The sequence below is a fragment of the Kitasatospora sp. NPDC008115 genome, assembly GCF_042957205.1.
Classification (GTDB): domain Bacteria; phylum Actinomycetota; class Actinomycetes; order Streptomycetales; family Streptomycetaceae; genus Kitasatospora.
Map to the genome: position 1 here is coordinate 371,360 of NZ_JBIBHU010000001.1, position 23,735 is coordinate 395,094.

Genomic DNA, 23,735 nt, shown 5'->3' on the forward strand with positions numbered 1-23,735 from the left:
TTCCAACTCTGCATGTCAGTATCCGGCGCGGTTCGCTCAAGTTCACGGCGCGGCTCGGCGGGCCAATGGACGGTTCCCTGAACGTCTCCGAACGAGGGCGGATGAGACTGTGGATGAGACTGGGAGCCCGGCCTGCTAGGCGCCGACCGCATCCCGCTCGCCGCTGGTGTGCCGATGTTCGTGGCTGTCCGCTGGTGTTGCCGTCCGGGTTGGCCTACGCCAGCCACAGCGGAGCCACCCGGCCTGACAAGGGAAAGACCACCATGAAGTTTGCACGGATTCACCTAGACTGGCGCGCGCCAGTCGCCGACGGCGGGAGAGTGCGAGAGGGCATGGGCGGGAAGACCGAGCAGATCGAAGAGACCATCCGGGAGTGGATTCGGACCGGCAAGTTCGCCAGTGGCGCCAAGCTGCCGTCCGAGCGGACGTTGGCGGCGGATCTCGGTGTAGGCCGGACGACTGTCCGGCTCGTCCTGTTGAAGCTCGCCGCTGAGGGGCTGGTCGTCGCCCAGCACGGGAGCGGCTACTACGTCAGCACGGCCGAGCACCCTGCCACCGCGACGGTCACCGCGCCTCATGGCCAACTGGAGCCATGGCGGATCCACGGCGAGCGCCTGGTGTACGACAACGAGTGGATCAAGCTCGCCCTTGTCGATGTGGAGCCGCCGGGCGTTGAGCGCTTCGAGCACCACGTCGTCCGGCTTCAGCACGTGGCCATCACGGCCGTTGTGGACGACCAGGACCGCGTACTCATGCTCTGGCGGTACCGGTTCGTCCCGGCCCGGTTCGGGTGGGAGCTTCCCGGCGGGATCGTGGACGCGGGCGAAGATGCCGCTGCGGCGGCGGCCCGTGAAGTCGAGGAGGAGACTGGGTGGCGGCCGGCCACGGTCGAGCACGTGGTTACTTACCAGCCGATGGTGGGCATGGTGGACTCCCCGCACGAAATCTTCGTCGCCCGGGGCGCAACGCTCGTTGGCGAGCCGACGGACGCGGAGGAGGCCGGGCTCATCGAGTGGATTCCGCTGGCCGAAGTCCCGGGCCTCATCGCCCGTGACGAGCTGCTCGGCTCGGGAACGCTCGTCGCCCTGCTCCACCTGCTGGCCAACCGCTCTCAGCGGCCTACAGGCGCCCGGTAAGTCGCTCAATCCGCCTCCTCTGCCGAACCGACCCCGTGCGGTTCGCGAGGAGGCGGGCCTTTTGCAGGTGCTCTCTCGCCTGGCCGAACTCCCCGCGCGCCAAGTGCGCCTGTGCCAGATCGCACCGCAGGCCCGCCGTCGCCCGTGCAAACGCCGGGTCCATCCGTTCAAGGGCCACGTACAGCTCAGCAAGCGCGTCGTCCTCGCCGAGCATGGCGAGGGCGTTCCCGCGCCAGCGGGCCATGTGGCCAGCGTTGAGGAAGATGCTCAGCATGTCGGGGTCGCGTGCTTCGTCATCAGCGGGCAGCGCAGCCGCCGCGCGGTCCAGCGCCTCACGGCAGTCCCGGGCCAGACCGGCCTTCGCGCACAGCTCCGCCTCGGCCGCGAACAGCCACGCGGCAAGCCGCGGGGACACCTTCGTCCCGCCGGTGCGCTGAGCATCGCGCACCAGGTCCACCGCCATCTCAGGGCGGCCCGCGTCGGCGAGGACGTAGGCCTGCTCCGCCATGGCGTGAGCGAGGTACATGGGCTTCTCGGCTTCGGCCGCCGCCCGCTTGCCCAGCTCGTAGTGGCGCCAAGCGCGCTCCACCGCGCCGACGTCCAGGGCTTGCCAGGCCGCAAGCGTGGCCGCGCCCGCCAGCGCTGTGGCCACCGGCCGGCGGGCATCGGGCAGTACGGCGAACGTCAACGCGTCTTCCAGCGCTTCGAGATGGGCGCGCATCTGGTCCACCAGGGCGGCGGCGCCCATCTGCCGATCGAAGCTCCGTAGGAGTTCGGTCTGGTTCAGCAAGGTGTCCACCATGCCCAGGCTCAGGCTTCGGGCTGAGTCGATCCGGCCGATGAGTTCGTCGTAGCCGTCAGCGGCGGCTGGCTCTGGGGCGCCGAACAGCTCGTCGTCGGTCTTCCCGAACAGCGCCCGGAGGATCAGCGCGTACGAGCTGGAGACCGCACGACGCCCGTTCTCCCACTCGGAGATGTACACCTTGAGACTGGCCGGCGAAGCCACATCGGTGAGGTGCTGCTCGGCGTACCGGCTGATCTCCCGAACCAGCCGCTCTTGAGACCAGCCGCGCTGCTTGCGGGCCTCCCTCAGACGCTGTCCCATGTGCCCGCCCTTGCCCTGGTGACGCCGGTTCGTGGTCGGCATGTTCGTACTCAGCATGCCGGACGTAGACCTCCCCCATGGCGGGTTAACAAAACTGGGTTAACCCCTGCTGGCTACCGGGTCGTTGGCGCACGTCGTTCTATGGAGATGCGGCCGGAACTGACGGGCCGACAGGGAAGCGCTTGACACTGGTGCGCACCAGTTGCAAACTACTGGTGCGCACCAGTTTGGAAGCGGTTCGCTCCTTCCGGAGTGTCCGTGCTTATGGGCGCCTGCCCAACCTGCGCGGATCTGGAATTCCCCTCGTGACGCTCCACCTGTCTACTCAGGAGGCTTCGCCATGCTCGCCACGCCCCGCACCGCCGCCACTCCGACCGTGACCGGTCGTTCCTACGCCCGTCGTGTGGCGTCGCTGACCAGCGGTTCCCGTCGGATGTCGGCCGGTGCGTGGGTGGCGGAGGCGCGGGGTGTCGAGCGTCGGCGCCGGGCGGTGGCGTGCCGGATCGGTCGGCTGACCGGGACGCGGGCGCCGCGGTGGGCCGGCGAGCTCGGCGAGCAGGAGTGGCGCACGATCCTCGCGGTCGGTGTGGCGGCTCTGGCCGACAAGGCGGCGTCGCCCCGGATCGCCCCCGAGGAGAAGCGCGCCTGCACCACGTGCGGCACGCGGCTGAACCGGGCGAACGGCGGCACCGTGTGCGGCCCCTGCCTGGCCTCCGCCGCCCCGGAGCCGACGCAGCAGGCCACCGTCGGCGCCCGCCCCGCGCCGGACATGGGCCACCTGGCCGACACGGCGCGGGAGGTCGCCCCGCTCCTCTCCGGTGGTACGAGCGGCGGGGTGGTCGACCGTACCCGCAACGGCCGCGTCGAGGCCCTGGTGGACGAGATGTTGGCCTCCCGCCCGGCGGGTGCGCTCGTCCTGGTCGGCGAGGACGAGCGGCGGGCGGTCGAGACCTGGAGCCCGTTCCGGGGCGGTCCGCGCCACGTCGTGCGGTGCGCCGACGGTTCCCGCCGCTACGGCACCGGCGAACTGGCGCCGGAGCACTAAACCCGCAGTTCAATCCACCTGTCGCCCTGTGCGGTGGACGGCTCCCTAACTCCTTGGCCGGAAGAGGAGCCGTCCCCGCCGGGCCCACCAACCACCTAGGAAGAGGTAGACCCGTGAGGTCGATTGTTGCAGGCCAGACGGCCCTGACGGAGGACGAGTTCGCCGAGCTGGCGCTCGGCGTGGACTCGGACTTCACCCGCCTGTTCACCGGCGTGCCCGGTGAGAGCGAGACGGAGCGCTCCGCCCGGATGGACGCCGCGGCCGACATCGTGGCGGACCTGCGCCGGGAGGACCCGGCGCTGGCCGCCTACGCCGAGCGCCTGCTGAGCACGGCGCCGGTGCCGCTGCGGCGCCCGGCGGTCATCCGCCGCAGCGCGAGCACCGCCCGGGTGGCGGCGTGAACGGCAACGTGCTCACCGCACTCACGGCCGCCGTGAGCGCGCTCACCGGCCACTCACGGCGCCCGGTTCGGGGGCCGCGATGAAGGCGGCGATGAGCCCCGCGCAGATCCGCTCGGCCGAGCGGGCGTTGAGCGTGGGGACGTGGGCGATCACGTTCGGCGCGGTCCTCTACAGCGTGCTCACGGTGACCCCGCTCATGGCCGGCCACAGCCCGAAGGGGTGGGAGTGGACGGCGCCGATCCTGCCGATCGTCGTGGACGCGGCGGTGGTCATCGTCGTGCGGATGGACGCCACGCTCGCCCGTCTGAACGGTGACGGCGGACGCTGGCCGGTGGTCCTGCGGTGGATGACCGGCCTCATGACCGTGCTGCTCAACGTGGGTCTGTCCGCCCTGGACCGGGATCTGGTCGGGGTGGCGGTCCACGCGGTGGCGCCGCTGCTGCTGATCGTCACGGCGGAGACGTCGCTGTCCTACCGGCGTGCGATCGGCGCTGCCCTGGCCGCCCGTGAGCACGCTGAGCGGGCCGAGCGCGAACAGCGCGAACAGCAGGCCGAGGCGCGCCGGCAGGAGGAGCGGGCCGACCGTCTCGCCCGCTTCGAGGCCGCCGAGCGGTCCGACCGTGAGCGCCGTGAGCACGACGCGAGCGAGGCCGACAAGCAGCGTGAGCACGACGCGAACATGGCCCGCGAGGAACGCGAGGAGACCGCCCGCCGGGAGGCCGCCGCGCGCGAGGAAAAGGACCGGCAGGAGGCCGCCGAGCGGTCCGAGCGTGAGCGCCGTGAGCACGAACGGCGTGAGCGTGAGCGCCGTGAGCGCGAGGCGAGCGAGCGTGAGCGCGACGCCCGGGCCGAGGACGTGCGGCGTGAGCTGGAGGCCGCCGACCGGGCCCGTGCCGAGTTGCTGGCCGCCGGCCCGGCCGCCGAGCGCCTGCCGGAGGAGCGGGCCCGGGAGCTGGTCAAGGCCGCCGTCGAGGCCGGGCTGCCGCAGCGTCAGGCGGTGGAGCTGACCGGCTGGTCGGCTGGCTGGATCGCCGCCCGCTACAAGGAACACGCCACCGTCGCCCGGCTCGCCCTGCACGCCGTCCCCACCATGACCACCGATCAGGAGCAGGCATCGTGACCACCAGCACCGACACCACCCTGACCACCCAGATCGACGCGGCCGGCGCCCTGTTGGCAATCCTCAGCACCCACGCCAACCTGCCCACCCCCGACGCGGGCCTGCGCCGGTTCTTCGAGCCCGACACCGACATCCCGTGGGGTGCGTGGGGCGTCACGCTGTCGCTTCACCGCGACCTCGACAAGTTCGAGCAGTGGCGCGAGGCCCTGGACCTGGACCCCTCCACCGTCGACAACGGCGGATGCGACACCACCCACTGGCTGACCGTCCACGGCACCAGCCACGGCGTCCCCATCGAGGTGAACGGCTTCTACTCCCTGCCCGACACCGACGGCACCGGCCGGTAGCGCCATGGGACGCCCCCGGCACTGGGACCCCACCGGCGAGCGCCACGGCGGCACCCCGACCTACCCGTGGCGCATGGCCCCGGACACCCTGCTCACCCGCCGCCAGCTCCGCGCGAAGGGCCTGCGCCCGGGCGGGCAGGAGGTGGCCGCACAGGTCTGCTGGCGCTCGCGCCGCACCAAGGGCCCGCGCGCCGCGTACCTCTACCGGATCGACCGGGCCAAGCCCGTACGGCCGATGACCCCCGCCCGCACCGCCGCCCTGGCCAAGGCCAACGCCGCCCGCCGCACCTGCCCCACCTGCGGGCGCGACGCCGGCTACGTGCTCCCCGCGCACCTGGGCACCTGCCTGCCCTGCGCCGACACCGCCGCCCTCGCGGCCTGAACCCCTCTCTGACCTGCTCCGCTGCCACCAGCAACAGGAGATCACTGTCATGTCCGTGACCACCATCGAGGTCATCAGCTTCGGCTACCTGCACGGCGCCCCGCCCCAGGCCCACCTCACCCTCGACCTGCGCAAGCACTTCCGTGACCCCCACGTCGACCCCGCTCTTCGCCACCTGACCGCGAACGACCTCCCGGTCCGCCGGGCCGTCCTGGGCACCCCGGGCATCCGGGAGGCCATCACCGCCGCCGCGCTGGTGGCCGAGGCCTACGACGCCGGACCGTCCGCCGCGCCGCTGACCATCGCGGTCGGCTGCGCGGGCGGACGGCACCGTGCGGCAACCGTCGCCATGGCCATCGCCCGCCGTGTCGGCAAGACCGGCACTGCCGTCCGCCTCATCCACCGCGACCTGGACAAGCCCGTCGTCGAGCGCACCGCCACCGGGGACGCCGTCGCCCCGGCGGGCGCGTGACCAGGGGAGGCGTCGTGTCCGAGACCCTGGTCCCGGCCGAGGCCGCGCCGGTCACCGGCCTGCCTGCCCCGGCCCGGCCGAGCGCGCCGGCCCGCCCGGTGTCGCCGCCCGCGCCGAGCACGACTGCGCCGCTCCCGGCGGTGGAGCAGGTGCCGACCGCCGCGCTGGCCGTTCGCCGGTCGCCGTCCCGTCCGGGGCACACCCGGGGTGGTCTGCCGGTGGTGCCGTTGGCGGTGGCGGGCGGGAACACCGCCGTCGGGGCGGTGTCGGCCGCCGCGCTGGCGGGCGGGCCGATGATGCTGGCCCTGCTCGCCGGGGGTGCCGCCGCCGCGACCGGTGCCGCCGTCCTGCGCTCCCGTACCCGCAAGCCCCCGACCGGCCCGGACGCCGAGCAGGCGTCGAACCGGCCCAGCGCCGGCCACCAGGCCGGGGCGGGGGGCTTGTTCGGCTCGCCCGGCCCGACTGGTGGCCGGTCGACGCCCGGTCACCCGCACCGCCCCGGCCCCGCCGGGGCAAGCCGGACGGCGGCCCGCAACGGCACCGCGGCCGGATCGAACGCCCCGGTCGGTGCCGGGTCGGCGTCCCGTCGGGCGGCTGGTGCCGCGTCCCACGTCCACCCCGGTGGCGCGCCCGGCCGTCCCGGTCGGGGCGCCGCCGGGACCACCGGCGCGGTCTCCGGGCCGGGAAGCCGCGCCGCCGGCCACCGCCTGCCCGGCGGTGGTGGTGGTTCGGGTCTGAGGGTGCGGGCGGCTCAGGTTCGGGCAGCTCGTGCCGAGCGGGCCGCATCGGCACCGAGCCTGCGCGAGAAGCGGGTGCAGGACACGGCGGCCCGCCGCACGGTCGCCGACGCCCGCCGCGCCGCCAAGACCACCGCGCGGGAGCAGAAGCGGGCAGCGAAGACCGTCGCCCGGGAGCTGTCCCGCAGCGGCCTCACCGCCCCCGGCGCTGCTGCAGCCGGTGTCGGCGGTGCCGGCGGTGTGGGTTCGGTGGCGGGCAGTGCGCGGGAGGTCGCCCGGCAGGCGCGTCGTCAGGCCCGGCAGGACAAGCGCCTGACCCGGCACCAGGACCGCGAGAGCAAGCGCCAGGCCGGGCGGGTGGCGCGGGACGGGCGAGCGGATCAGCGGGTGAGGGAGCGTCGGGTGGCGATGCGCAAAGGCGCCGTCGCGCGGGCGGCCCGTAAGCGGCTGCGGCGCTCGGCCGGCCGGTACTGGGCCCGGTGGGCGCTGGCCGCGCTGCTGGCCGGCGCGGTCGGCCTGATCGGCGCCGTCACCACCCCGCTCGGCCGCCGCCTTGGCGCGCCGTGGCTGATGTACCCGGGACGGCGCCTGTTCGCCCGGATGCTCGGCCGGGCCCGCGACGACCGACAGGTCCGGGACGGCGTGATCGCCGCCGCCCTGGACGCCGACCTCGCCGCCGCCGAAACCCTCGACACCCCCGAGGACGACACCGACGAGGGGGTGGTCGCGGACACGGTGCCGCGCGCGCCCCGGAACCACCACTCGAACGACAGCACCGAGTCCCCGGGAGGGATCGTGTCCACCGCCACCAGCACGTTCAGCTTCGCCCAGGTCGCCGCCGAGATGGAGGCCCTGGCCAACACCTTCGACCCCGACGGGATGATGGAGGTCCTCGCCATGTGCGAGGAGATCCCGGACGCCCTCCAGTCGATCGCCAACGTCTTCAAGATCCTGGCGGAGAAGGCGGACGACGAGTTCCCGCTTGAGGCCCCGATCGCCGAGGCCCTGACCGAGGTCTACTCGCACATCCAGCTCGCCGTTCAGGCCGCCGGTGAGGTCGGCCCGGTCTTCCGCACCCACCACGAGCACGACATCCGCCGCCACGAGGACCCCCGCACCGGCGAGCAGAAGTGGGACACCAACAACAACTAGCCCGCCCACTCTGCCAGTTCACTCATCTCTCCTCCACCCTCCGGGGCGGGCCGCACACCGCGTGCGGCCCGCCCCGGCCCACGTCCGGAGACTCGCATGACCGACCGTCTGAACCTCACCAACCTCCCACCCGACCACACCCCCCAAGCCCAGATGGCGGCCACGGCCGACAAGCCCGTCAAGGCGCCGCGCCCGCGTCCGGTGAAGCGGGGGGTGCCGCTGGACTGGGCCGCCCCGCACGGCCCCGCCACCGGCGCCCTCTCTGCGGCGACCGGCGCCGGAGCCTTGGCGCTGCTCGGCGCTGCGACCGGCATGCCCGAGGCCCTGCCGCTGGCGGTGGGTGCGGCGGGGGCGCTCGGCCACGGGATCGGCTGGAGCGTGCGCCGCCGCCTGACCGCCATGTCCGTGGTGACCCGCTCGGCGTCGTGGCTGCTCGCCGGCGGCTGGACCACCTGGGCGATGCACACCGGCCCCCTGTCCTGGGCCGCCGCCGGGACGCTCGCCGGCCTCGGGGTGGGGATCGGGGCGATGGCCTCGACCGCCGCCGTCCACGAGGAGGCCGCCGAGGAGGAGCGCCTTGCGCTTTCCCCGCAGGCGGCGAAGGCCGCGGATGCCCTTGACCACCGCCGGCGTGAGATCGCCCGGCAGTGGGAGGAGCGCATCCACCGCGTCGCCGGGGTCCAGACCCGGGTGTTCGCCGTGGAGTTCTGGAAGACCGGCGGCGGCTTCTCCCTGGCCGCCGAACTGCCCGGCGGTTCCGCGACGTGGGACCAGATCGCCGGCCGCGCCCGCGCCCTGGCGGGGGACGCGCGGCTGCCGCTCGGCTGCGTCATCGCGGTGGAGGAGGGCGACATCCAGGGCCGGGTGGTCCTGGACATCCCGACCGTCAACGGCATGGCCGACGCGGCGCCCTACCCCGACGACTACAGCCCCCTGTCGGTCCTGACCGGAATCCCCTGGGGCATGCTGCCCAACCTCGACCCCGTGATGGTCTACCTGCGGGAGGCGTGCGCGCTGCTGCTCGGCCCGCCCGGCTCCGGCAAGTCCACCCTGGTCGACGGCGTCCTCACCGGGTTCGCGCGCTGCACCGACGTGCTGACTTTCGTGATCGACCTGAAGGCCGGGGCGGTCGGCATCCCGTGGACGCGCCCGTGGCTGGAGGCCACCGGCCGCAAGGCCCCCAAGGCCGGGACCGCCCCCGCCCCGGCCGGCACCCGGCCCGGGGTGGACTGGATCGCCTCCACCCCCGAGGAGGCCCTGCGCATGATGCGCGCGGCGCTGCGGATCAACGCCGCCCGCCAGCAGCACTACCAGGACCTGCTCGATGAGATGGACACCACGCTGCTGCCCGTCTCTCCCGCGCTGCCGCAGATCATGGTGGTCGTCGACGAGGGCGCCGAGCTGCTGTCCGTCCCGCCTACCGCCCCCCAGGTGCTGAAGGAACTGCGGGAGGCGGTCCGCAAGGCCATGCGCACCACCCGCGCCATGGGCGTCCGCTTCGTGCTCACCGCCGTCGACGGCAACGTGAGCGCGCTCGGCGACACCGAGATCCGCAAGTTCTCCCCGGTCGGCGTCGCGCTCACCAGCGGGGAGAGCGCCGGGAACAACCTCGCCAAGATGTTCCCGCGCGCCCGGGTCGACACCCGCCAGCTCAACGCCAAGGGATCCGGCGTCATCGGCGCCGCCGGCGCCGACGGCTTCGCCCCCACCCCCTTCAAGACCTGGAAGACCAGCCCCTCCCAGGTCCGCGCCGCCATCCTCGCCACCAACCACCTGCGGCCCGCCCTCGACCGCGTCTCCACCCAGGCCGCCGGCGAGGACTACACCCGCCGCTGGGACGACGACCGCGCCGGATGGCTCTGGAACGCCATCGCCACCGCCACCGACAAGCCGGAGCCGACCGGCAGCGGCACCGGGGTCGGAGCCACGGGCGGCACGGGGGCGGGAGGACTGAACCTGTCGGCCCTCGCCCCCGGCGGGCGGACCGCCGCCGGCGACCGGCTCGTGAAGCAGCCCCGGCCCGGCGGCCTCAACCTCTCCGCCCACCGCAACCCGGCGCCCGCCCCGGCGGATGCGGAGGACGGCGGGAGCGTCTACGAGCCGGTGACCGACCCCGCACCGGGCCTGCTCGTGCGCGCCCACGCCGCCGTCGTCGCCGCCGGCGGACGGATGTACGCCTCCACGCTGGCCGACGCGCTTGGCGTCGACCCGCAGGCCCTCGGCATCGACCTGAACGAACTCCTGCGCGCCGTCGGCGTCGAGCGACCCGGCCAGGGAACCCTGCGCGTCGACGGCGGCCCCGCCCGCTCCGGCTTCTACGCCACCACCCTCGCCGACGCCCTCAACAGGTACAGGCAGTAACCAAAACAGGCCCATACAGCCCCATGCAGCGAGCCCCATACAAGCCCCATACAGGCTGTATGGCCCATACAGCCTGTATGGGGCCCCTGACCTGCATGTGTGGGCGTATGGGCCATACAGCGAGCCCCATACAGCCCCCGCCGCACACCCCCGGAACCGGGCCCAGGGCCATACACCGGACCGGCTGTATGCCCCATACAAGCCCATGACGCACCGTCACCGAAACCGTAACGGGAGGACCGCCGCCATGGCCGTCACCATCAGCGTCACCGTCCTGCTCGCCCTCGTCGCCGCGCTCCTCCTCAAGGGGCGCCGGGTCGGCCTCGGCACCGCCGCCGTCCTGTGGCTGTCCGGCTTCACCACCGCTTCCACCGGCCTCGCCGACCCGGTCAACACCTTCCTGGCCGCCCTCGCCCACATCGCCACCAACCACTGACCCCACCGCGCACCGACCCGCCGACGGGAGACCCCGATGGACCTCACCACCCCGCAGCAGCCGTTCGCCGCCCCGGTGCTCCACGGCCCGGACGGCACCCCCTACTACCTCACCCCCACGCCGAACCTCACGGCCCCGCCCGCCCTCTACCACCCCGCCACCCCGGCCTCGGTGGTCCACGGCCCGGCTCTCGCGCCGACCACCGTCTACCTGCCTGCCCCGCCCCCGGCCACCAACCCGGCCCCGGCGCGGGACCCGTGGCCCGCACGCCTGCTCGCCGGCGGCGTCGCCCTCGGCGCCGGCGGCCTCGGCATCGGCTACGCCGTCCAGGCCGTCGCCGCGGCGGCCGGGAGCGTTGGCGGACTCGCCGCGCTCGGCGTTGGCGCCTATGCCCTCGCCAAGACCACCGGCGGTGGTGGCGGACGAGGTAGCGGGCAGGGCGCCGTGAACGTGCACGTGAACGTGTCCAACCGCAACCGGTAAACCGGCGTGCTGCCGTGGACTTCTTCCTTGGCACCCATGCCCCTGGATGGCTGACGGGCACCCGGGCCTGGCTGTTCGTCTCGGATCGTCGACTGCGCCGCCGGCGGCAGCTGCCGCGCGCGCTCGGATCCTGGTCCCTCGACTCCGGGGGCTTCACCGAACTCCAGCAATACGGATCCTGGGACCACGGCCCGACACCGCGCGAGTACGCGGAGCGGGTGCGCCGCTACCGGGACGAGATCGGCGGGCTGCTGTGGGCGTCCCCGCAGGACTGGATGTGCGAGCCGATCGTCATTCACGGCGGCACTGGCGGCGGGGTCATGTTCGCCGGCACCGGCCTGAGCGTGGCCGAGCACCAACGCCGAACCGTCGCCAACTACCTCCTCCTACGCCGCATCGCCGAGGACCTGCCGTTCATCCCGGTACTCCAGGGCTACCGGCTGGAGGAGTACCTGACCTGCATCGACCGCTATGAGGACGCGGGCGTGGACCTCGCCGCTGAGCCGATCGTGGGCATCGGATCGGTGTGTCGGCGCCAGGCCACCACCGAGGCCGCCGAGATCATCGCCGCAGTCCGCGACCGCGCCCCCGGAATCCGCCTCCACGGGTTCGGCATCAAGACCAGCGGCCTGGCCTCCTACGGCAGCATGCTCGCCTCCGCCGACTCCATGGCCTGGTCCTACGCCGCCCGCTACCGCCCGCCGCTGCCAGGCCACACCCACATCACCTGTGCCAACTGCCGGGTGTGGGCGTTCCAGTGGCGCGAGCAGGTGTTGGCCTCCCTCGCCCGGCACGCGACCCGCACCCCACCCGCCGATCACCGGAAGGGGGGTTCCGTGTCCAGAAAACTGGACACCCCACCCACCCCCGCTCCTGTCCCGGCACCCGCCCGGAGCGGGGCCCGGGTGTCCAGAAAACTGGACACTCAGCCCGCCGCCGAGGCGCCGCTGCGGCTGGCGCTGGCCGCGTTCCGGGACGACGCCGCCCGGCTGGAGCGCGACGCCACCATCCGATGGGCCCACCACACCGCCGGCCTGTCCATCCGCGCCATAGCCACCCGCACAGGCCTCAGCCCCACCCGCGTCGGCCAGATCACCGCTCAACCCGACCAGCCGTTGCTGGAGACCCTGCGGGCCCTGCGCACCCACTGGGGCGTCGACGCGGACCCCGCCACCGCGGCAGCTGCCGACCACATCATCGCCACCCTCGTCGCCACCACACCCGGCACGGACGCTGAAGCGGCATGACCGCCCGCCCCCATGCGATCACCCACCCCTGACCAAAGGAATGTGTCATGGCCCGTCTGCGACTGCGCTTCAACCCCTGGCCCGACCCCGTGATGGAGCTGACCGACACGCCCCACCCGAAGTGCCGCACCTGCAAGGGCGAGGGCGGGTGGGACTACGACTACGGCCACCCCGAGACCGGCGAGTACGACGGCACCGACACCGAGTACTGCGCCTGCTGGGACCCGGACCACGTCCGCCGACTGCTGCCCGTCCCCCGCCTGCTCGCCCGCCTGCTCTTCGGCTGGACCCCGCCCGTCTACAGCGAGGAACCGCCGTTCTAGCCCGGCCTGCCCGACCGGCCGTGCCGCCCGAACCCCGCCGCAGCCAGCGGCCCGGGGCGCGGGCGGTGCGGGGGACCGGACAGACCCGCTCCCACACCACCCCTGGAAGGACAGCACGTGGCCGACCCGCACGCCCCCTACTTCAGCGACATCCTGACGGCGCTCGGCGACAACGCCGACCCCGCTGATTCGTGGCACGAGTACTGCAACGACAACGGCGAGGTCACGCTCGCCGAGATCTACATCCAGCTTGACCCCGACCGGGCCGACACCGCCGGCTACCCGGACGGCCTGAGCCTGATCTGGAACCAGGTCACCGGCTGGATGTGGGCGTGGGGCACCCCCGACGGCCGCCTCTCCGATCCGGACCCGCTGGTCCTGGCTCTGATCGCCACCCCCGCCACCATCGCCACCGCCGCGCAGGCCCTCCTGTCCGGGGAGAACGAGCTTCCCCTGACGGGCGAGGAGGCCCCGCCGTCCGCCTACCCCGCCCTGGACGAACTGCCCCGCGGGACCGCCGACGACGAGTACAGCGACATCTGACCTTCGCCCACAGCACGAAACCCCACACCAGCCGCCTTTTCTTGGCAGAGCGACGGTTGGTGCGGGGCCGTGCATCCCAACAGAGATGGGACCTAGCATGCCCGACTTCGACCGCTTCACGCTGGCGATCGTGGATGACATCCGCGACCGTGAGCAGGCCTCCGACGGCCGCTCCCGCTTCGGCGCCTACATCGCCCAGCACGCCGACGACTTCCACGACAACGGCGAGCCGCTGCGTCCGGTGGAGTTCGCCGCCGTCGCGTGGTCGGTGGCTACCTTCCCGGTGATGTCTCCGGGCTACGTGAACGTGCGCCCCGACGTCCAGCCGCTCACCGTCCACCGCGACTACGACGGCCGGGCGGTGCTCGGCGCGAAGGTCGGCCTGCGACACCACGGCCTCGCCCACCGCCCCACCGGCCGCCCCCTCGATTGGGAGCGTGACCCGTGGGGCCGCCACGACGACCCGTGGCCCGTGCTGGTCGGCCCGGAGCTCACCGACCGGCCGGCCGTCCTGGTCGCCGCCACCGTCCTGGTCCCCATCCCCGACGGCATCCTGCTCCAGCCCACCGCCGCCCGGCCCGGCCGCACCCTCACCCGCGAGGCCAAGACCGTCGTCGCCGCCCTCACCGCCCACGCCAACACCCACCTGGCCCCACTGGTCAACGACCTGCTCGGCGGTGGCCGGTGAGCGCCCAGATCTTGCGGGGAGAGCACCTGACCATCGCCCTCGCCCTGGCCGTCTCCGGCGTGCCCGTGTTGCCGTTGCGGGCCGGGAAGGTGCCGTTCGGCAACTGCCGGCGCTGCACCGGCAACGCGTGCGGCGGCCGGCCGAACATGAAGACCCCCGGCCCCTGCACCTGCTCGCTGCCGTGCCACGGCTGGGCCGCCGCCACCACCAACCCCGACGTCCTGACCAGCGCGGCGCGGGCGCGGGCGTGGCGGGAGTCGGCGGCCGTCGGCTACCACCCCGGCGGCGCGGGCGTGACCGTCGTGGACCTCGACAACGCCGAGGCCATCGCGTGGGCGCGCGCGACCCTGCCGGCCACCCGGACCGTGCCCACGACCCGGGGCGAGCACTGGCTCTACCGGGGCGCCATGTCCTCCGCCAACGCGGTGCGGCCGGGCGTGGACATCAAGTCGACCATGGCCTACGCCCGATGGCTGGGCCCCGGCACCGGAACCATGACCGCCCTGCCGAACGTGGTGCGCGACCTGCTGGTGAAGGAGCCCGCCCCGGCCCGGCCGGTGACCGTCGCGGTGTCCGTGCCGACCGGGGGTGGCAGGTGCCCGCACCGCAGCCCGGTGTACCTGGCGCGTGGCATCGCCATGGCCGAGCAGCGCATCACCGAGGCCGCCGCCGCCGTGCACGCCACCGTCTACCAGACGTTCCTCGCGGTGCTGTCGACGCACGGGCGGTGCGGGTGCCTGACCGGGGCCCACACGGAGCGGCTGTTCGCCGCCGCGCAGGCCAAGGGAGAGACTGCCCGGCACTGCGCCGACGCGTGGGCCAACGCCCTGACCACGCTGGGGCTGTAGCCCGTGGCCGAGGACGAGAAGAACCCCGCCCGCGCGGTCATCACCGACTACGCCCAAGCGCACTTCCGGTACTTCCGCACCGCCGACGGCACCGTGTACGCGCACCGGACCGGCCACCCGGTGGCCCGGCCGATCCGCTCCCAGGGAACGACCGGCAGCCACCGCCAGGAACTCATGGTCGGCCTGTTCAAGGACGGGCACGGCGTCTTCAACGGAACCGCCCTCAAGGAGGCGTTGGACTTGATCGAAGCACTGGCCATGGCCGAGGACGTGCGGCCCGTCCACATCCGCGTCGCCCCCGGCTTCGACGGGGCGACGTGGCTCGACCTCGGGCGGGCCGACGGCCTGTCCGTGCGCATCCACCCCACCGGCTGGGACACCGCCGTCCCCGACCCGCGTGAGGTCTGCTGGCGCCGTACCCAGCTCACCGGGGAGCTGCCCGTCCCGGTCAAGGACACCGACGGCAAGGGCATCGACCTGCTGCTGAGGCTGACGAACTTCGCCGACGCCAAGACCGAGTGCCTGGCCATCGCCTGGCTGATCGGCTGCCTGGGGCCGTCCGTGCCGGTGCCGGCGCCGTTCCTCACCGGCCCGCAGGGCGCCGGCAAGTCGACCGGCGGGCGGATGCTCGTGCGGCTGATCGAGGGCATGAGCGGTGACCTGCGCCGGGCCCCGAAGAGCGAGGAGGACCTGATCTCGGCGGTCGCCGCCGGATGGGTCACCGCCCTGGACAACCTCTCCCACATGACCCCGGACCTCTCCGACGCCATGTGCTGCATCGTCACCGGCGCCGAGTCGGTCAAGCGGGCGCTGTTCACCGACGGCGACGTTCACCGCTCCGCCTACCGCCGGCCCCTGCTCCTGACCGGCATCGACGTCGGCGTCATCCGCCCCGACCTCGCCGAACGCCTCCTGCCGCTCCACCTGGAGCGGCCCCGCGTCCGGCGCACCGAGGCGGAACTGTGGGCCGAGTACGCCCAGGTGCTGCCCGTCGTCCTCGGGTCGCTGCTCGACCTCGCGGTGCAGGTCCGCGCGGCCGAAGCCGAGACCCCGACCGACCTGCGGATGGCGGACTTCGCGCACCTGTGCGCGCAGCTCGACGCCGCGACCGGCCTCGGAGCGCTGCCCGCCTACCGGGCCAGCCTCGACGACCTGAACGACGACGTGATCGAGGGCGACCTGCTCGCACAGACCGTCCTCAAGCACGCCGAGACCATCGAGCCCGGCACCGCGCAGCGCATGACGTCCACGGAGTGGCTGCACCACCTCGGGCGCCTCTACAGCGGCGACGACCTGCGGGCCCTGCCCAAGGGCTGGCCGACCACCGGCAAGGTCCTCTCCGACCGACTCAAGCGCCTTCAGCCCACCCTCGCCGCCCGGGGCGTCCTCATCGACACCGGACGCACGAAGGAAGGCCGCTACCTCGAAATGGCCCGCCCCGCCCCCACCGCCGCCGTCGCCCACGAACAGCTCCGCGTGACCTGACCACCCCGACAAGCAAGAGGAGCACCCGGGCGGGGCGGGCGGGTGCTCCTCTTGCAGTTCGGCGAAGCCGCCCAAGGAACGCGCCGCGAAGCGGCTCCCAACTTCGCCCTTTCGGCGGCGCCAACTACCCCAGACACCCCCGCTTTTTTCCTAAGTAGGAAGACGCTGCGTCACCTGCGTCACCCGGCCCGAAAAACGGCCCCTGACCTGCGCGGGAACGGGTGACGCAGACGACGGACGCTGCGTCACCCCTGCGTCACCCGCGTCACCCAATGACACAGCCGATGACGCACAGGTGACGCAGACCCCAATCGCTGCGTCACCCAAAACCCCAGGTCAGATACCCCGGATGACGCTGATGACGCGGTGACGCAGAAATCCGCACCTAGGACACACACGCACCGCAAGAAGCACGCCCCTGCCCCGACGGCGACGGGGACCACCTGCCAACCAGGGAGATCAAGCCCCAGGGAGGAACCACCGTGACTGTGCCCACCACCACGCTCCACCCCGTTCTCCTGAAGCCTGAGGAGGCGGCGAAGATGCTTCGGATCGGACGATCGAAGCTCTACGAGCTGCTCGCAGCGCGCGAATTGACCTCGATCAAGATCGGCCGTTCCCGCCGGGTCCGACTGGCCGACGTCGCGGCCTACATCGAGCGGCGGGCCGCCGCCGACTGACCACCCCGACCACCCTTCGAGGGCATCCGGCAGCGCGCCGGATGCCCTCGCCCCTTTTCAGGAGCACCACTTGAGTGATCGCAAGACCCGCCTGCCCAACATGGAGTCGACCGTCTACCAGGGCGCGGACGGTCGTTGGCACGGCCGCGTGACCATGGGCGTGAAGGCGGACGGCAGCCCCGACCGGCGTCACCGCAGCGCCAAGACCGAGCCCGAAGTGCGGCGTAAGGTCAAGAAATTGGAAGCCGATCGCGACGCCGGGCAGGTCGCGGCGGCTGGTCGGGCGCCGACGGTGGAGCAGTGGATGACCACCTACCTGACCACCATTGCGAACCAGAGGCTGAAGCCGCGCAGTCTGGACGACTACTGGTCCAAGACCCGGAACCACATCATCCCCGGCATCGGCAGGCACCGGCTGGACCGGCTGCTGCCGGAGCACCTGGACGAACTGTACGGACAGCTCCGCACCGAGGGCCGCGCCGGATCGCACATCCTCAAGGTGCACCGGATCATCTCCCGCGCGCTGAAGGTCGCCCACCGCCGGGGGAAGGTGGCCCGCAACGTCGCCGCCCTGGTGGACTCCCCCACCGTGGAGGAGACGGACGCGAACCCGTTTACCCAGGAGGAGGCCCGACGGTTCCTGGTCGCGGCCATGAAGCGCCCGACCCGTGTCCGGTGGCTGATCGGCGTTGGCCAGGGCCACCGCCAGGGTGAGGCGCTGGGCCTGCGATGGAAGTACGTGGACGAGGACGCCGGCCAGATGGACATCTCCTGGCAGCTCCAGCGGCTGAAGTGGCGGCACGGGTGCGACGACCCGCACGCGTGCGGCGAGAGGCTGCACCGGGACGCGTGCGAGACCGGATGCACCCGGCACCGCGCTTACAAACGCGGGTGCCCGAAGCCCTGCCCGCCGAAGTGCGACCGACACGCGAGCACCTGCCCAAAGCGGCACGGCGGCGGCCTGGCTTTTACCCGCCCGAAGACCAAGGGCAGCCGTCGCACGAGCCCTCTACTACCTCCGCTGATTCCGCTCCTCCGCGAGCAGCGCCAACTGCAGGAGAAGTGGAAGGCGGCTGTCGGCGACGCGTGGCAGGACTACGACCTCGTGACCTGCCGACCCGACGGCCAGCCGATCGACCCCCACGCCGACTGGGAGGAGTTCAAGGAATTGCTGGCCGAGGCCGGAATCGAGGACCGGCGCCAGCACGACGGCAGTCGGCACTCCGCCGGGACGATCCTCAACGAGTTGGGGGTGGACCCGTTCACCATCATGGAGATCCTCGGCCACTCGCAGATCAGCATGACCCGCCGCTACGTCAAGACGACCACCCCGACGACCCGCGAGGCGGCCCGGCGGATGGGCAACGCGCTCTGGCCCCAACCGGCCGAAAGTGAGACCACAACTGAGACCACGAACACGCGAGCGGCCCGCGCTCGGCGTCGCCGCCGCATGATGTAGACATCAAGAGGCCCGGTCAGAGAACTGACCGGGCCTCTTGGGTGCGAGCCGCCTGCGGGATTCGAACCCGCGACCTACGCATTACGAGTGCGTTGCTCTGGCCAACTGAGCTAAGGCGGCGCCGTTGCCGGAAGTGGTGGCAACGCGGGCCAGTCTACACAGGTTCGCGGGTGATCCGTAACGCGATAGGGGGTGGGGTCAGGTGGAGGAGACGGCGAGCTTGGCGGCGAAGCCGGCGAAGAGGGCGGCGACGCCGCCGGTGAGGCCGGCGGAGAGGCGCTTGCGGCGGCGGAAGGCGGAGGCGAGGGAGGTGCCCGCGAAGATCAGGAGGGAGAGGTAGAGGAGGCTGAAGGTCTGCAGGACGCCGCCGAGGAGGGTGAAGGAGAGCACCGGGCGGCCGTAGGAGGGATCGACGAACTGGGTGAAGAAGGAGAGCAGGAAGAGGATGGCCTTGGGGTTCAGCAGGCTGATCACCAGGGCGCGGCGGAACGGGCGCTCGGTGGACTCGGCGGGGACGGCGTCCGCTGCGGCGGCGGTCCCGGAGTCGGCGCGGTGTTCGCGCCAGAGCTGGCGGGCGGCGCGCAGCATGCCGATGCCTATCCAGAGCAGGTAGGCGGCGCCGCCGAACTTGACCACGGCGAAGACGGCCGGGTTGGCCTCCAGGAGGGAGGCGGCGCCGAGCGCGGTCAGGCTGATGAGCGTGAAGTCTCCGACGAAGACGCCGGCGGCGGCGCGGTAGCCGGTGCGGACGCCCTTGCGGGCGGCGACGGACAGCACGTAGAGGGAGTTGGGGCCGGGGAGGAGGACGATGACGAGGGCGCCGAGGACGTACGTCGCCAGGTCGTTGACTCCGAGCACGGTGGGCTCCGGTGGGGAGAGCGGTGAGGGGGCGCTCATCCTAACGTCGCACCGGTCGCTTCCTCAGGATCCGCACCGCTTCCCGTTCTCCGGGGCCTCGCCGGCCAGCAGGTAGTGGTTGACCGCACCGTCGAGGCAGGCGTCGTGGCGGCCGTACGCGGTGTGGCCGTCCCCGTCGTACGTCAGCAGCCGCCCGGACTCCAGCTGGCCGGCCAGCGACTGCGCCCAGGAGTACGGGGTGGCCGGGTCCCGGGTGGTGCCGACGACCACGATCGGCGCGGCGCCGGCGGCCCGGACGGTGTGCGGCACGCCGGTGGCCCGGACCGGCCAGTAGGTGCAGGTCAGGGCCATCCAGGCCATGTCCCGGCCGAACCGCGGCGAGGTCCGCTCGAACTCCGGCACCGCCCGTGCGGCGTCCTCCGGGCCGGTGAACGGCGCGGGCAGGTCGAGGCAGTTCACCGCCATGTTGGCGAACATCAGGTTGGGGTAGGAGCCGTCCTCCTCCCGCCCGTAGTAGGTGTCGGAGAGCCTGAGCAGGCCGGTGCCGTCGCCGGCCCGGGCGTCGGCGAGCGCGGTGCGCAGCCGGGGCCAGAGGAAGTCCGCGTACATGGCCTGGATGACGCCGGTGGTCGCCTGCGCCTCGCTGAGCCGGCGGGCGCCGTCGCCGGTCGGCAGCGGGCGGGCGTCGATCGCCGCGAACAGTTCGGTGAGCTGCTCGCCGGCCTGCTGCTCGGTGCGGCCGAGCGGGCAGTCGGCGTGGGTGGCGCAGTCCCGGGCGAAGGCGGTCCAGGCGGTCTCGAAGCCGCCCGCCTGGGTGCGGTTGCCGGCCAGCGAGTCGAGCGAGGGGTCCATCGCGCCGTCGAGCACCATCCGGCCGGTGCGGCCGGGGAACAGGCCCGCGTAGGTCGCGCCGAGGAAGGTGCCGTAGGACTTGCCGACGTAGTTGAGCCGCTCGTCGCCGAGCAGGGCGCGCAGCACGTCGAGGTCGCGCGCCGCCTCCACGGTGCTCAGGTGGCCGAGCCGGTCGCCGGTCCGCCGACGGCAGCCCTCGGCGAACTCCTTGGCGGCGGCCACCAGGGCGTCGACCTCGGCGGGGTCGTCGGGGCTGATGTCGACGGCGGTGTACGCGTCCATCCGCTCGCCGCTCAGGCAGCTGACCGGGGAGCTGCGGCCGACCCCGCGCGGGTCCAGGCCGACCAGGTCGTAGCGGGCGCGGACGGCGGCGTCGTAGGTGCGGGCCGCGCCCTCGACGTACTCGACGGCCGAGCCGCCGGGGCCGCCGGGGTTGAGCAACAGCGAGCCGAGGCGGTCGGCGGAACCGGACGACCCGGTGGGGACCGACGGGGCGCGGACGGCGGCCAGGGTGAGGTCGCCGTCGGCCGGGTGCTCGTAGTCCAGCGGCACCCGGAAGGTGGTGCACTCGTAGCCGTCGTCGCAGGGCTGCCAGGCGAGCGCCTGGCCGTAGTAGGGGGCGAGCGCGGACGGCACGGTGGCCGGCAGCGCCTCCAACGGGGTGGCGGCTGGCGGGGCGGAGGCGGGCCCGGACGGCGTGGTGGGGCTCGGTGGCCCGCCACCGGACGCGGCGGTGTCCGTACCCGCCCCGCCGGGCGAGCAGCCGCCCGCCAGCAGCGCGACGGCGAGCACGGCCGCCACCGTCGTCCCTCCTCGGAGCCCGAGCCCGAGCCCGCGCCCGCGCCCCGCACGCGTCCGCGCCGGGGCGTCCTGCCGCCTGTCGGCCCGCATCTGGGATCCCCTCAGCCGTTCCGGTACCGGACGAGCGTAGTGCCGCGCACCGGCGGGCTCAGGACGCCTTGCCGAGCGCCTCGGCGAGGTACTGCGCCGCCTGCCGGACCAGCCGCAGCCGGACCCGGTCCGCCGAGTAGTCGGTCGCGTTGTCGGAGATCCGCACCTCCGCCCGGGCCGCGGCGCCGGTCCCGGCGCGCAGCGCCGACTGGAGCTTGCGGGCGGCGTCCAGCCCGGCGGTGTCGGCCTTCCCGGCGGCGAGCAGCAGCCTCGGGGTGCCGGTGACGGGCGCCTCGGCGCCGGTGCGGGCGAGCGCGGCCGCGTCGTACCGGCCGGAGACGGCGGCCGCCGCGCCGTACAGGTCGGGGCGGGAGAGGCCGGCGGCCGCGGCGCACGGCGCGCCGTCCTCGACCCCGAGCGTGCCCCAGGCCGCCGGGCCGGGCGGCAGGGTGCGGAAGGTGGCCGCGATGGTGGTGCGCAGCGCGGCGTCGTCGGCGACGGCCATCGGGGCGGCGGCGACCAGTTCGCAGGGGTGCGCGGTGCCGTTCGGCGCCTCGGGGGCGACCAGGATGAACGGCTTGGCCTTGGTGTTCTGCACGGCGGAGGCCAGGCCGTCGAAGACGTCCGGGACCTCGGCGTCGGCGGTCTTCCGGGGGGTGGCGGCGTGCATCACGACGACCGGGAAGCGGGTGTTCGGGTCCTTGGCGTACTGGGCGGGCAGCCAGACCCGGACGTTGCGCGGGTGGCCGTCCGGGCCGGGGACGGCGGACTGCAGCAGCTCGCCGCCGCCGGGGTGGCCGACGCTGTCGAACCGGCTGACGACCGGCGCCGGGGACGGCGGCACGGCCGCGGCGGCGTCCGCGGCCTCGGCCGGCGGGGCCGCCTGCCACCCTCCGCCCGCCCGGCCGACCCCGCCCTCCACGCCGTCGAACCGCCCGGCGACCGACCCGGCCGGGCCTGCCGGACCGCCCGCCCCGCCGCGACCGCTCAGCGCGCCGAAGGTGCCGAGCGCCGTCAGCAGCGTCAGCACGGTGACGCAGACCCCGCAGACCATCGCCCCGGCCGCCCGCAGCAGCATCGGCCGGTGCTCCCCGGCCAGCTCGTACGTCTCCGCCGCCCTGAGGTCGCGCCAGCGCAGCAGCGCGCCGCGCGCCAACCAGACCCCGCCCCCGGCGGCGGCCAGCAGGGGAACGACCAGAAGCGAACGGACCATGGGACGCACCACCTCGGAGGAGGGCCGGCCGGCCGGTCGGGCCCGGCACCGTACGGGACGCGACGGCCCCGGCGGCCGGGGCGCAGTCGGCCCCCAGCGTGCAAGACGACCCCGGGCTCGCACGCGCGTGTGCCCGGCGCGTAACGCACATTCACTCGAAGGTGGGATGCCGCGCCGGGGCCGGGAAGCTCAGCCCCGGTGGGAGGCTCAGCCCCGGTAGGCGGCTCAGTCCCGACGGGAAGGCTCAGCCCGCGCGCAGCGCCACCGTCATCGCCTCGACGGCGAGCAGCGGGTCGACGTTGCGGTCCAGCGCCCGCCGACAGGCGAGCACCGCCTCGATCCGGCGCAGCGTGGACTCCGGCGGACCGGCCTGGGCGACCCGGTCCAGCGCCTGCCGCTGGTCCTCGTTGGCCAGCACGCCGGTCGAGCCGAGCTGGAGCGCGAGGACGTCCCGGTAGAAGCCGAGCAGGTCCAGCAGGGCGACCCCGAGGGTCTCGCGGCGGGTCCGGGTGGCCCGGCTCTTCTGCCGCTTCTCCAGTTCCTTGACCGCTCCGGCCATGCCGCGCGGTGCCTTGCCGCCCTCGGCCGCGCCGTACGCGGCCTTGAGGTCGTCGGTCTCCTTGGCGTCCTGGGTCTCGGCGAGCGCCTCGGCGTCGGCCTTGGCGGTGTCGACCAGGCGCTGGGCGGCGGCCAGGCAGCCGCCGATGTCGCCCACCTCCAGCGGGATCCGCAGCACGTCGGTGCGCCGGGTCCTGGCCTGGTCGTCGACGGCCAGCCGGCGCGCGCGCTCGACGTCGCCCTGGCCGGCCAGCGCGGCCAGCCGGGCGGTGTGCGGCTCGACGCCGTCGCGCCGCACCAGCATGTCGGCGACCGCGTCGGCGGCCGGGGTGCGCAGCACCAGCAGGCGGCAGCGGGAGCGGATGGTCGGCAGCACGTCCTGCACGGAGGGGGCGCAGAGCAGCCAGACGGTGCGCGGGGACGGTTCCTCCACGCCCTTGAGCAGCGCGTTGGCGGCGGCCTCGGTGAGCCGGTGGGCGGCGTCGACCAGGATCACCGACCAGCGGCCGCCGGTCGGGTAACTGGAGGCGCGCAGCACGAGGTCGCGCATGTCGCCGACGCCGATGGAGAGGCCGTCGGTGCGGACGTACTTCACGTCGGCGTGGCTGCCCGCGAGGACGGTGTGGCAGCCGTCGCAGAAGCCGCAGCCTGGCGTGCCGCCGAGCGCGAGGTCGGGGCTGGTGCACTGGAGCGCGGCGGCGAAGGCCCGCGCCGCGGTGGTCTGGCCGGCACCGGGCGGCCCGGTGAACAGCCAGGCGTGCGTCATCAGCGAGGCGTTGCCGCCCCCCTCCGGCTCGGCGCCGCGCCCGGCGCCGACGATCGCCCCGGCCGCCCGGGCGGCGGCGGTCAGCTGCTCGACCACCCGGTCCTGGCCCACCAGGTCGTCCCAGACGGCCACTGCTGCTCCCAAGCT

Annotated in this window: 24 protein-coding genes and 1 tRNA gene; 19 read left to right on the plus strand and 6 right to left on the minus strand. The window is 73.7% G+C overall.

Translation table 11 applies throughout. From position 1 onward, the window contains the following. The first annotated feature begins 332 nt into the window (after nucleotides 1-332). Complete coding sequence (locus ACFZBX_RS01580) at nucleotides 333-1,136, plus strand: GntR family transcriptional regulator (protein ID WP_391531038.1); 804 nt, start codon at nucleotides 333-335, stop codon at nucleotides 1,134-1,136. On the opposite strand, the gene ACFZBX_RS01585 is transcribed toward ACFZBX_RS01580, so the two are convergent. After that, nucleotides 1,120-2,241, minus strand: a complete 1,122-nt coding sequence (locus ACFZBX_RS01585; protein WP_391531039.1) for a helix-turn-helix transcriptional regulator — start codon at nucleotides 2,239-2,241, stop codon at nucleotides 1,120-1,122. The genes ACFZBX_RS01580 and ACFZBX_RS01585 overlap by 17 nt on opposite strands. Before the next feature lie 340 nt (nucleotides 2,242-2,581). Here ACFZBX_RS01585 and ACFZBX_RS01590 point away from each other — a divergent pair, with 340 nt between their 5' ends. The 18 genes from ACFZBX_RS01590 to xerC all read left to right on the plus strand — a co-directional run bounded on the left by ACFZBX_RS01590 (nucleotide 2,582) and on the right by xerC (nucleotide 18,450). Beyond that, nucleotides 2,582-3,286, plus strand: coding sequence for a hypothetical protein (locus ACFZBX_RS01590; RefSeq protein ID WP_391530754.1), 705 nt, complete (start codon nucleotides 2,582-2,584; stop codon nucleotides 3,284-3,286). Nucleotides 3,287-3,399: 113 nt separating this feature from the next. Further along, nucleotides 3,400-3,687: a hypothetical protein gene (locus ACFZBX_RS01595; RefSeq protein ID WP_391530755.1), complete on the plus strand. Its 288-nt coding sequence runs from the start codon at nucleotides 3,400-3,402 to the stop codon at nucleotides 3,685-3,687. Nucleotides 3,688-3,778: 91 nt separating this feature from the next. Then, nucleotides 3,779-4,807: a DUF2637 domain-containing protein gene (locus ACFZBX_RS01600; RefSeq protein ID WP_391530757.1), complete on the plus strand. Its 1,029-nt coding sequence runs from the start codon at nucleotides 3,779-3,781 to the stop codon at nucleotides 4,805-4,807. Next, complete coding sequence (locus tag ACFZBX_RS01605) at nucleotides 4,804-5,154, plus strand: hypothetical protein (RefSeq protein ID WP_391530758.1); 351 nt, start codon at nucleotides 4,804-4,806, stop codon at nucleotides 5,152-5,154. The genes ACFZBX_RS01600 and ACFZBX_RS01605 overlap by 4 nt, the downstream gene beginning before the upstream one ends. A gap of 4 nt (nucleotides 5,155-5,158) precedes the next feature. Continuing rightward, complete coding sequence (locus ACFZBX_RS01610) at nucleotides 5,159-5,536, plus strand: RRQRL motif-containing zinc-binding protein (protein ID WP_391530760.1); 378 nt, start codon at nucleotides 5,159-5,161, stop codon at nucleotides 5,534-5,536. 49 nt (nucleotides 5,537-5,585) lie between these two features. After that, nucleotides 5,586-6,008, plus strand: coding sequence for an ATPase (locus ACFZBX_RS01615; RefSeq protein WP_391530761.1), 423 nt, complete (start codon nucleotides 5,586-5,588; stop codon nucleotides 6,006-6,008). 14 nt (nucleotides 6,009-6,022) lie between these two features. Further along, nucleotides 6,023-7,897 carry a hypothetical protein gene (locus ACFZBX_RS01620; protein WP_391530762.1) on the plus strand — a complete coding sequence of 625 codons (1,875 nt, stop codon included), beginning with the start codon at nucleotides 6,023-6,025 and terminating at the stop codon, nucleotides 7,895-7,897. Between the two features lie 96 nt (nucleotides 7,898-7,993). Further along, nucleotides 7,994-10,258 (plus strand): hypothetical protein, encoded by a 2,265-nt coding sequence (locus tag ACFZBX_RS01625; protein ID WP_391530764.1) that lies wholly within the window; start codon nucleotides 7,994-7,996, stop codon nucleotides 10,256-10,258. A gap of 247 nt (nucleotides 10,259-10,505) precedes the next feature. Beyond that, nucleotides 10,506-10,694 (plus strand): hypothetical protein, encoded by a 189-nt coding sequence (locus ACFZBX_RS01630; RefSeq protein ID WP_391530765.1) that lies wholly within the window; start codon nucleotides 10,506-10,508, stop codon nucleotides 10,692-10,694. A gap of 36 nt (nucleotides 10,695-10,730) precedes the next feature. After that, the gene (locus tag ACFZBX_RS01635; RefSeq protein WP_391530767.1) at nucleotides 10,731-11,177 is read left to right on the plus strand and encodes a hypothetical protein; all 447 of its coding nucleotides are present in this window, start codon (nucleotides 10,731-10,733) and stop codon (nucleotides 11,175-11,177) included. 14 nt (nucleotides 11,178-11,191) lie between these two features. Next, nucleotides 11,192-12,424 (plus strand): hypothetical protein, encoded by a 1,233-nt coding sequence (locus tag ACFZBX_RS01640; RefSeq protein WP_391530769.1) that lies wholly within the window; start codon nucleotides 11,192-11,194, stop codon nucleotides 12,422-12,424. Nucleotides 12,425-12,471: 47 nt separating this feature from the next. Next, nucleotides 12,472-12,747, plus strand: a complete 276-nt coding sequence (locus ACFZBX_RS01645; protein ID WP_391530770.1) for a hypothetical protein — start codon at nucleotides 12,472-12,474, stop codon at nucleotides 12,745-12,747. 117 nt (nucleotides 12,748-12,864) lie between these two features. Beyond that, nucleotides 12,865-13,290 (plus strand): hypothetical protein, encoded by a 426-nt coding sequence (locus tag ACFZBX_RS01650; protein ID WP_391530772.1) that lies wholly within the window; start codon nucleotides 12,865-12,867, stop codon nucleotides 13,288-13,290. A 97-nt stretch (nucleotides 13,291-13,387) separates the two neighbouring features. Continuing rightward, the gene (locus tag ACFZBX_RS01655; RefSeq protein WP_391530773.1) at nucleotides 13,388-13,978 is read left to right on the plus strand and encodes a hypothetical protein; all 591 of its coding nucleotides are present in this window, start codon (nucleotides 13,388-13,390) and stop codon (nucleotides 13,976-13,978) included. After that, nucleotides 13,975-14,826 (plus strand): bifunctional DNA primase/polymerase, encoded by an 852-nt coding sequence (locus ACFZBX_RS01660; RefSeq protein ID WP_391530775.1) that lies wholly within the window; start codon nucleotides 13,975-13,977, stop codon nucleotides 14,824-14,826. The genes ACFZBX_RS01655 and ACFZBX_RS01660 overlap by 4 nt, the downstream gene beginning before the upstream one ends. Before the next feature lie 3 nt (nucleotides 14,827-14,829). Next, the gene (locus tag ACFZBX_RS01665; RefSeq protein WP_391530776.1) at nucleotides 14,830-16,311 is read left to right on the plus strand and encodes an ATP-binding protein; all 1,482 of its coding nucleotides are present in this window, start codon (nucleotides 14,830-14,832) and stop codon (nucleotides 16,309-16,311) included. 482 nt (nucleotides 16,312-16,793) lie between these two features. Next, on the plus strand, nucleotides 16,794-16,991 hold the full coding sequence (locus ACFZBX_RS01670; RefSeq protein WP_391530778.1) for a helix-turn-helix domain-containing protein: 198 nt from the start codon (nucleotides 16,794-16,796) through the stop codon (nucleotides 16,989-16,991). Nucleotides 16,992-17,091: 100 nt separating this feature from the next. Continuing rightward, entirely contained in the window at nucleotides 17,092-18,450 is a 1,359-nt protein-coding gene (gene xerC, locus ACFZBX_RS01675; protein ID WP_391531041.1) for a tyrosine recombinase XerC, read from the plus strand. Between the two features lie 46 nt (nucleotides 18,451-18,496). Here xerC and ACFZBX_RS01680 read toward each other — a convergent pair. The 5 genes from ACFZBX_RS01680 to ACFZBX_RS01700 form a co-directional block, all read right to left on the minus strand. Then, a tRNA-Thr gene (locus ACFZBX_RS01680) sits at nucleotides 18,497-18,570 on the minus strand. Nucleotides 18,571-18,648: 78 nt separating this feature from the next. After that, nucleotides 18,649-19,308 carry a leucine efflux protein LeuE gene (gene leuE, locus ACFZBX_RS01685; protein ID WP_391530780.1) on the minus strand — a complete coding sequence of 220 codons (660 nt, stop codon included), beginning with the start codon at nucleotides 19,306-19,308 and terminating at the stop codon, nucleotides 18,649-18,651. A 63-nt stretch (nucleotides 19,309-19,371) separates the two neighbouring features. Continuing rightward, nucleotides 19,372-21,051 carry an alpha/beta hydrolase gene (locus ACFZBX_RS01690; RefSeq protein ID WP_391530781.1) on the minus strand — a complete coding sequence of 560 codons (1,680 nt, stop codon included), beginning with the start codon at nucleotides 21,049-21,051 and terminating at the stop codon, nucleotides 19,372-19,374. Nucleotides 21,052-21,109: 58 nt separating this feature from the next. Next, complete coding sequence (locus ACFZBX_RS01695; RefSeq protein ID WP_391530783.1) at nucleotides 21,110-22,264, minus strand: hypothetical protein; 1,155 nt, start codon at nucleotides 22,262-22,264, stop codon at nucleotides 21,110-21,112. A 244-nt stretch (nucleotides 22,265-22,508) separates the two neighbouring features. Then, nucleotides 22,509-23,720: a DNA polymerase III subunit delta' gene (locus ACFZBX_RS01700; RefSeq protein ID WP_391531043.1), complete on the minus strand. Its 1,212-nt coding sequence runs from the start codon at nucleotides 23,718-23,720 to the stop codon at nucleotides 22,509-22,511. Nucleotides 23,721-23,735: the final 15 nt, after the last annotated feature.

What these genes read in the sequence shown, in the direction of transcription:
- ACFZBX_RS01580 (WP_391531038.1), top strand. Translation starts at nt 333, where the DNA reads ATGGGCGGGAAGACCGAGCAGATCGAAGAGACCATCCGGGAGTGGATT.
- ACFZBX_RS01585 (WP_391531039.1), bottom strand. Translation starts at nt 2,241, where the DNA reads ATGGGACAGCGTCTGAGGGAGGCCCGCAAGCAGCGCGGCTGGTCTCAA.
- ACFZBX_RS01590 (WP_391530754.1), top strand. Translation starts at nt 2,582, where the DNA reads ATGCTCGCCACGCCCCGCACCGCCGCCACTCCGACCGTGACCGGTCGT.
- ACFZBX_RS01600 (WP_391530757.1), top strand. Translation starts at nt 3,779, where the DNA reads ATGAGCCCCGCGCAGATCCGCTCGGCCGAGCGGGCGTTGAGCGTGGGG.
- ACFZBX_RS01610 (WP_391530760.1), top strand. Translation starts at nt 5,159, where the DNA reads ATGGGACGCCCCCGGCACTGGGACCCCACCGGCGAGCGCCACGGCGGC.
- ACFZBX_RS01615 (WP_391530761.1), top strand. Translation starts at nt 5,586, where the DNA reads ATGTCCGTGACCACCATCGAGGTCATCAGCTTCGGCTACCTGCACGGC.
- ACFZBX_RS01625 (WP_391530764.1), top strand. Translation starts at nt 7,994, where the DNA reads ATGACCGACCGTCTGAACCTCACCAACCTCCCACCCGACCACACCCCC.
- ACFZBX_RS01630 (WP_391530765.1), top strand. Translation starts at nt 10,506, where the DNA reads ATGGCCGTCACCATCAGCGTCACCGTCCTGCTCGCCCTCGTCGCCGCG.
- ACFZBX_RS01635 (WP_391530767.1), top strand. Translation starts at nt 10,731, where the DNA reads ATGGACCTCACCACCCCGCAGCAGCCGTTCGCCGCCCCGGTGCTCCAC.
- ACFZBX_RS01645 (WP_391530770.1), top strand. Translation starts at nt 12,472, where the DNA reads ATGGCCCGTCTGCGACTGCGCTTCAACCCCTGGCCCGACCCCGTGATG.
- ACFZBX_RS01655 (WP_391530773.1), top strand. Translation starts at nt 13,388, where the DNA reads ATGCCCGACTTCGACCGCTTCACGCTGGCGATCGTGGATGACATCCGC.
- xerC (WP_391531041.1), top strand. Translation starts at nt 17,092, where the DNA reads ATGGAGTCGACCGTCTACCAGGGCGCGGACGGTCGTTGGCACGGCCGC.
- ACFZBX_RS01690 (WP_391530781.1), bottom strand. Translation starts at nt 21,051, where the DNA reads ATGCGGGCCGACAGGCGGCAGGACGCCCCGGCGCGGACGCGTGCGGGG.
- ACFZBX_RS01695 (WP_391530783.1), bottom strand. Translation starts at nt 22,264, where the DNA reads ATGGTCCGTTCGCTTCTGGTCGTTCCCCTGCTGGCCGCCGCCGGGGGC.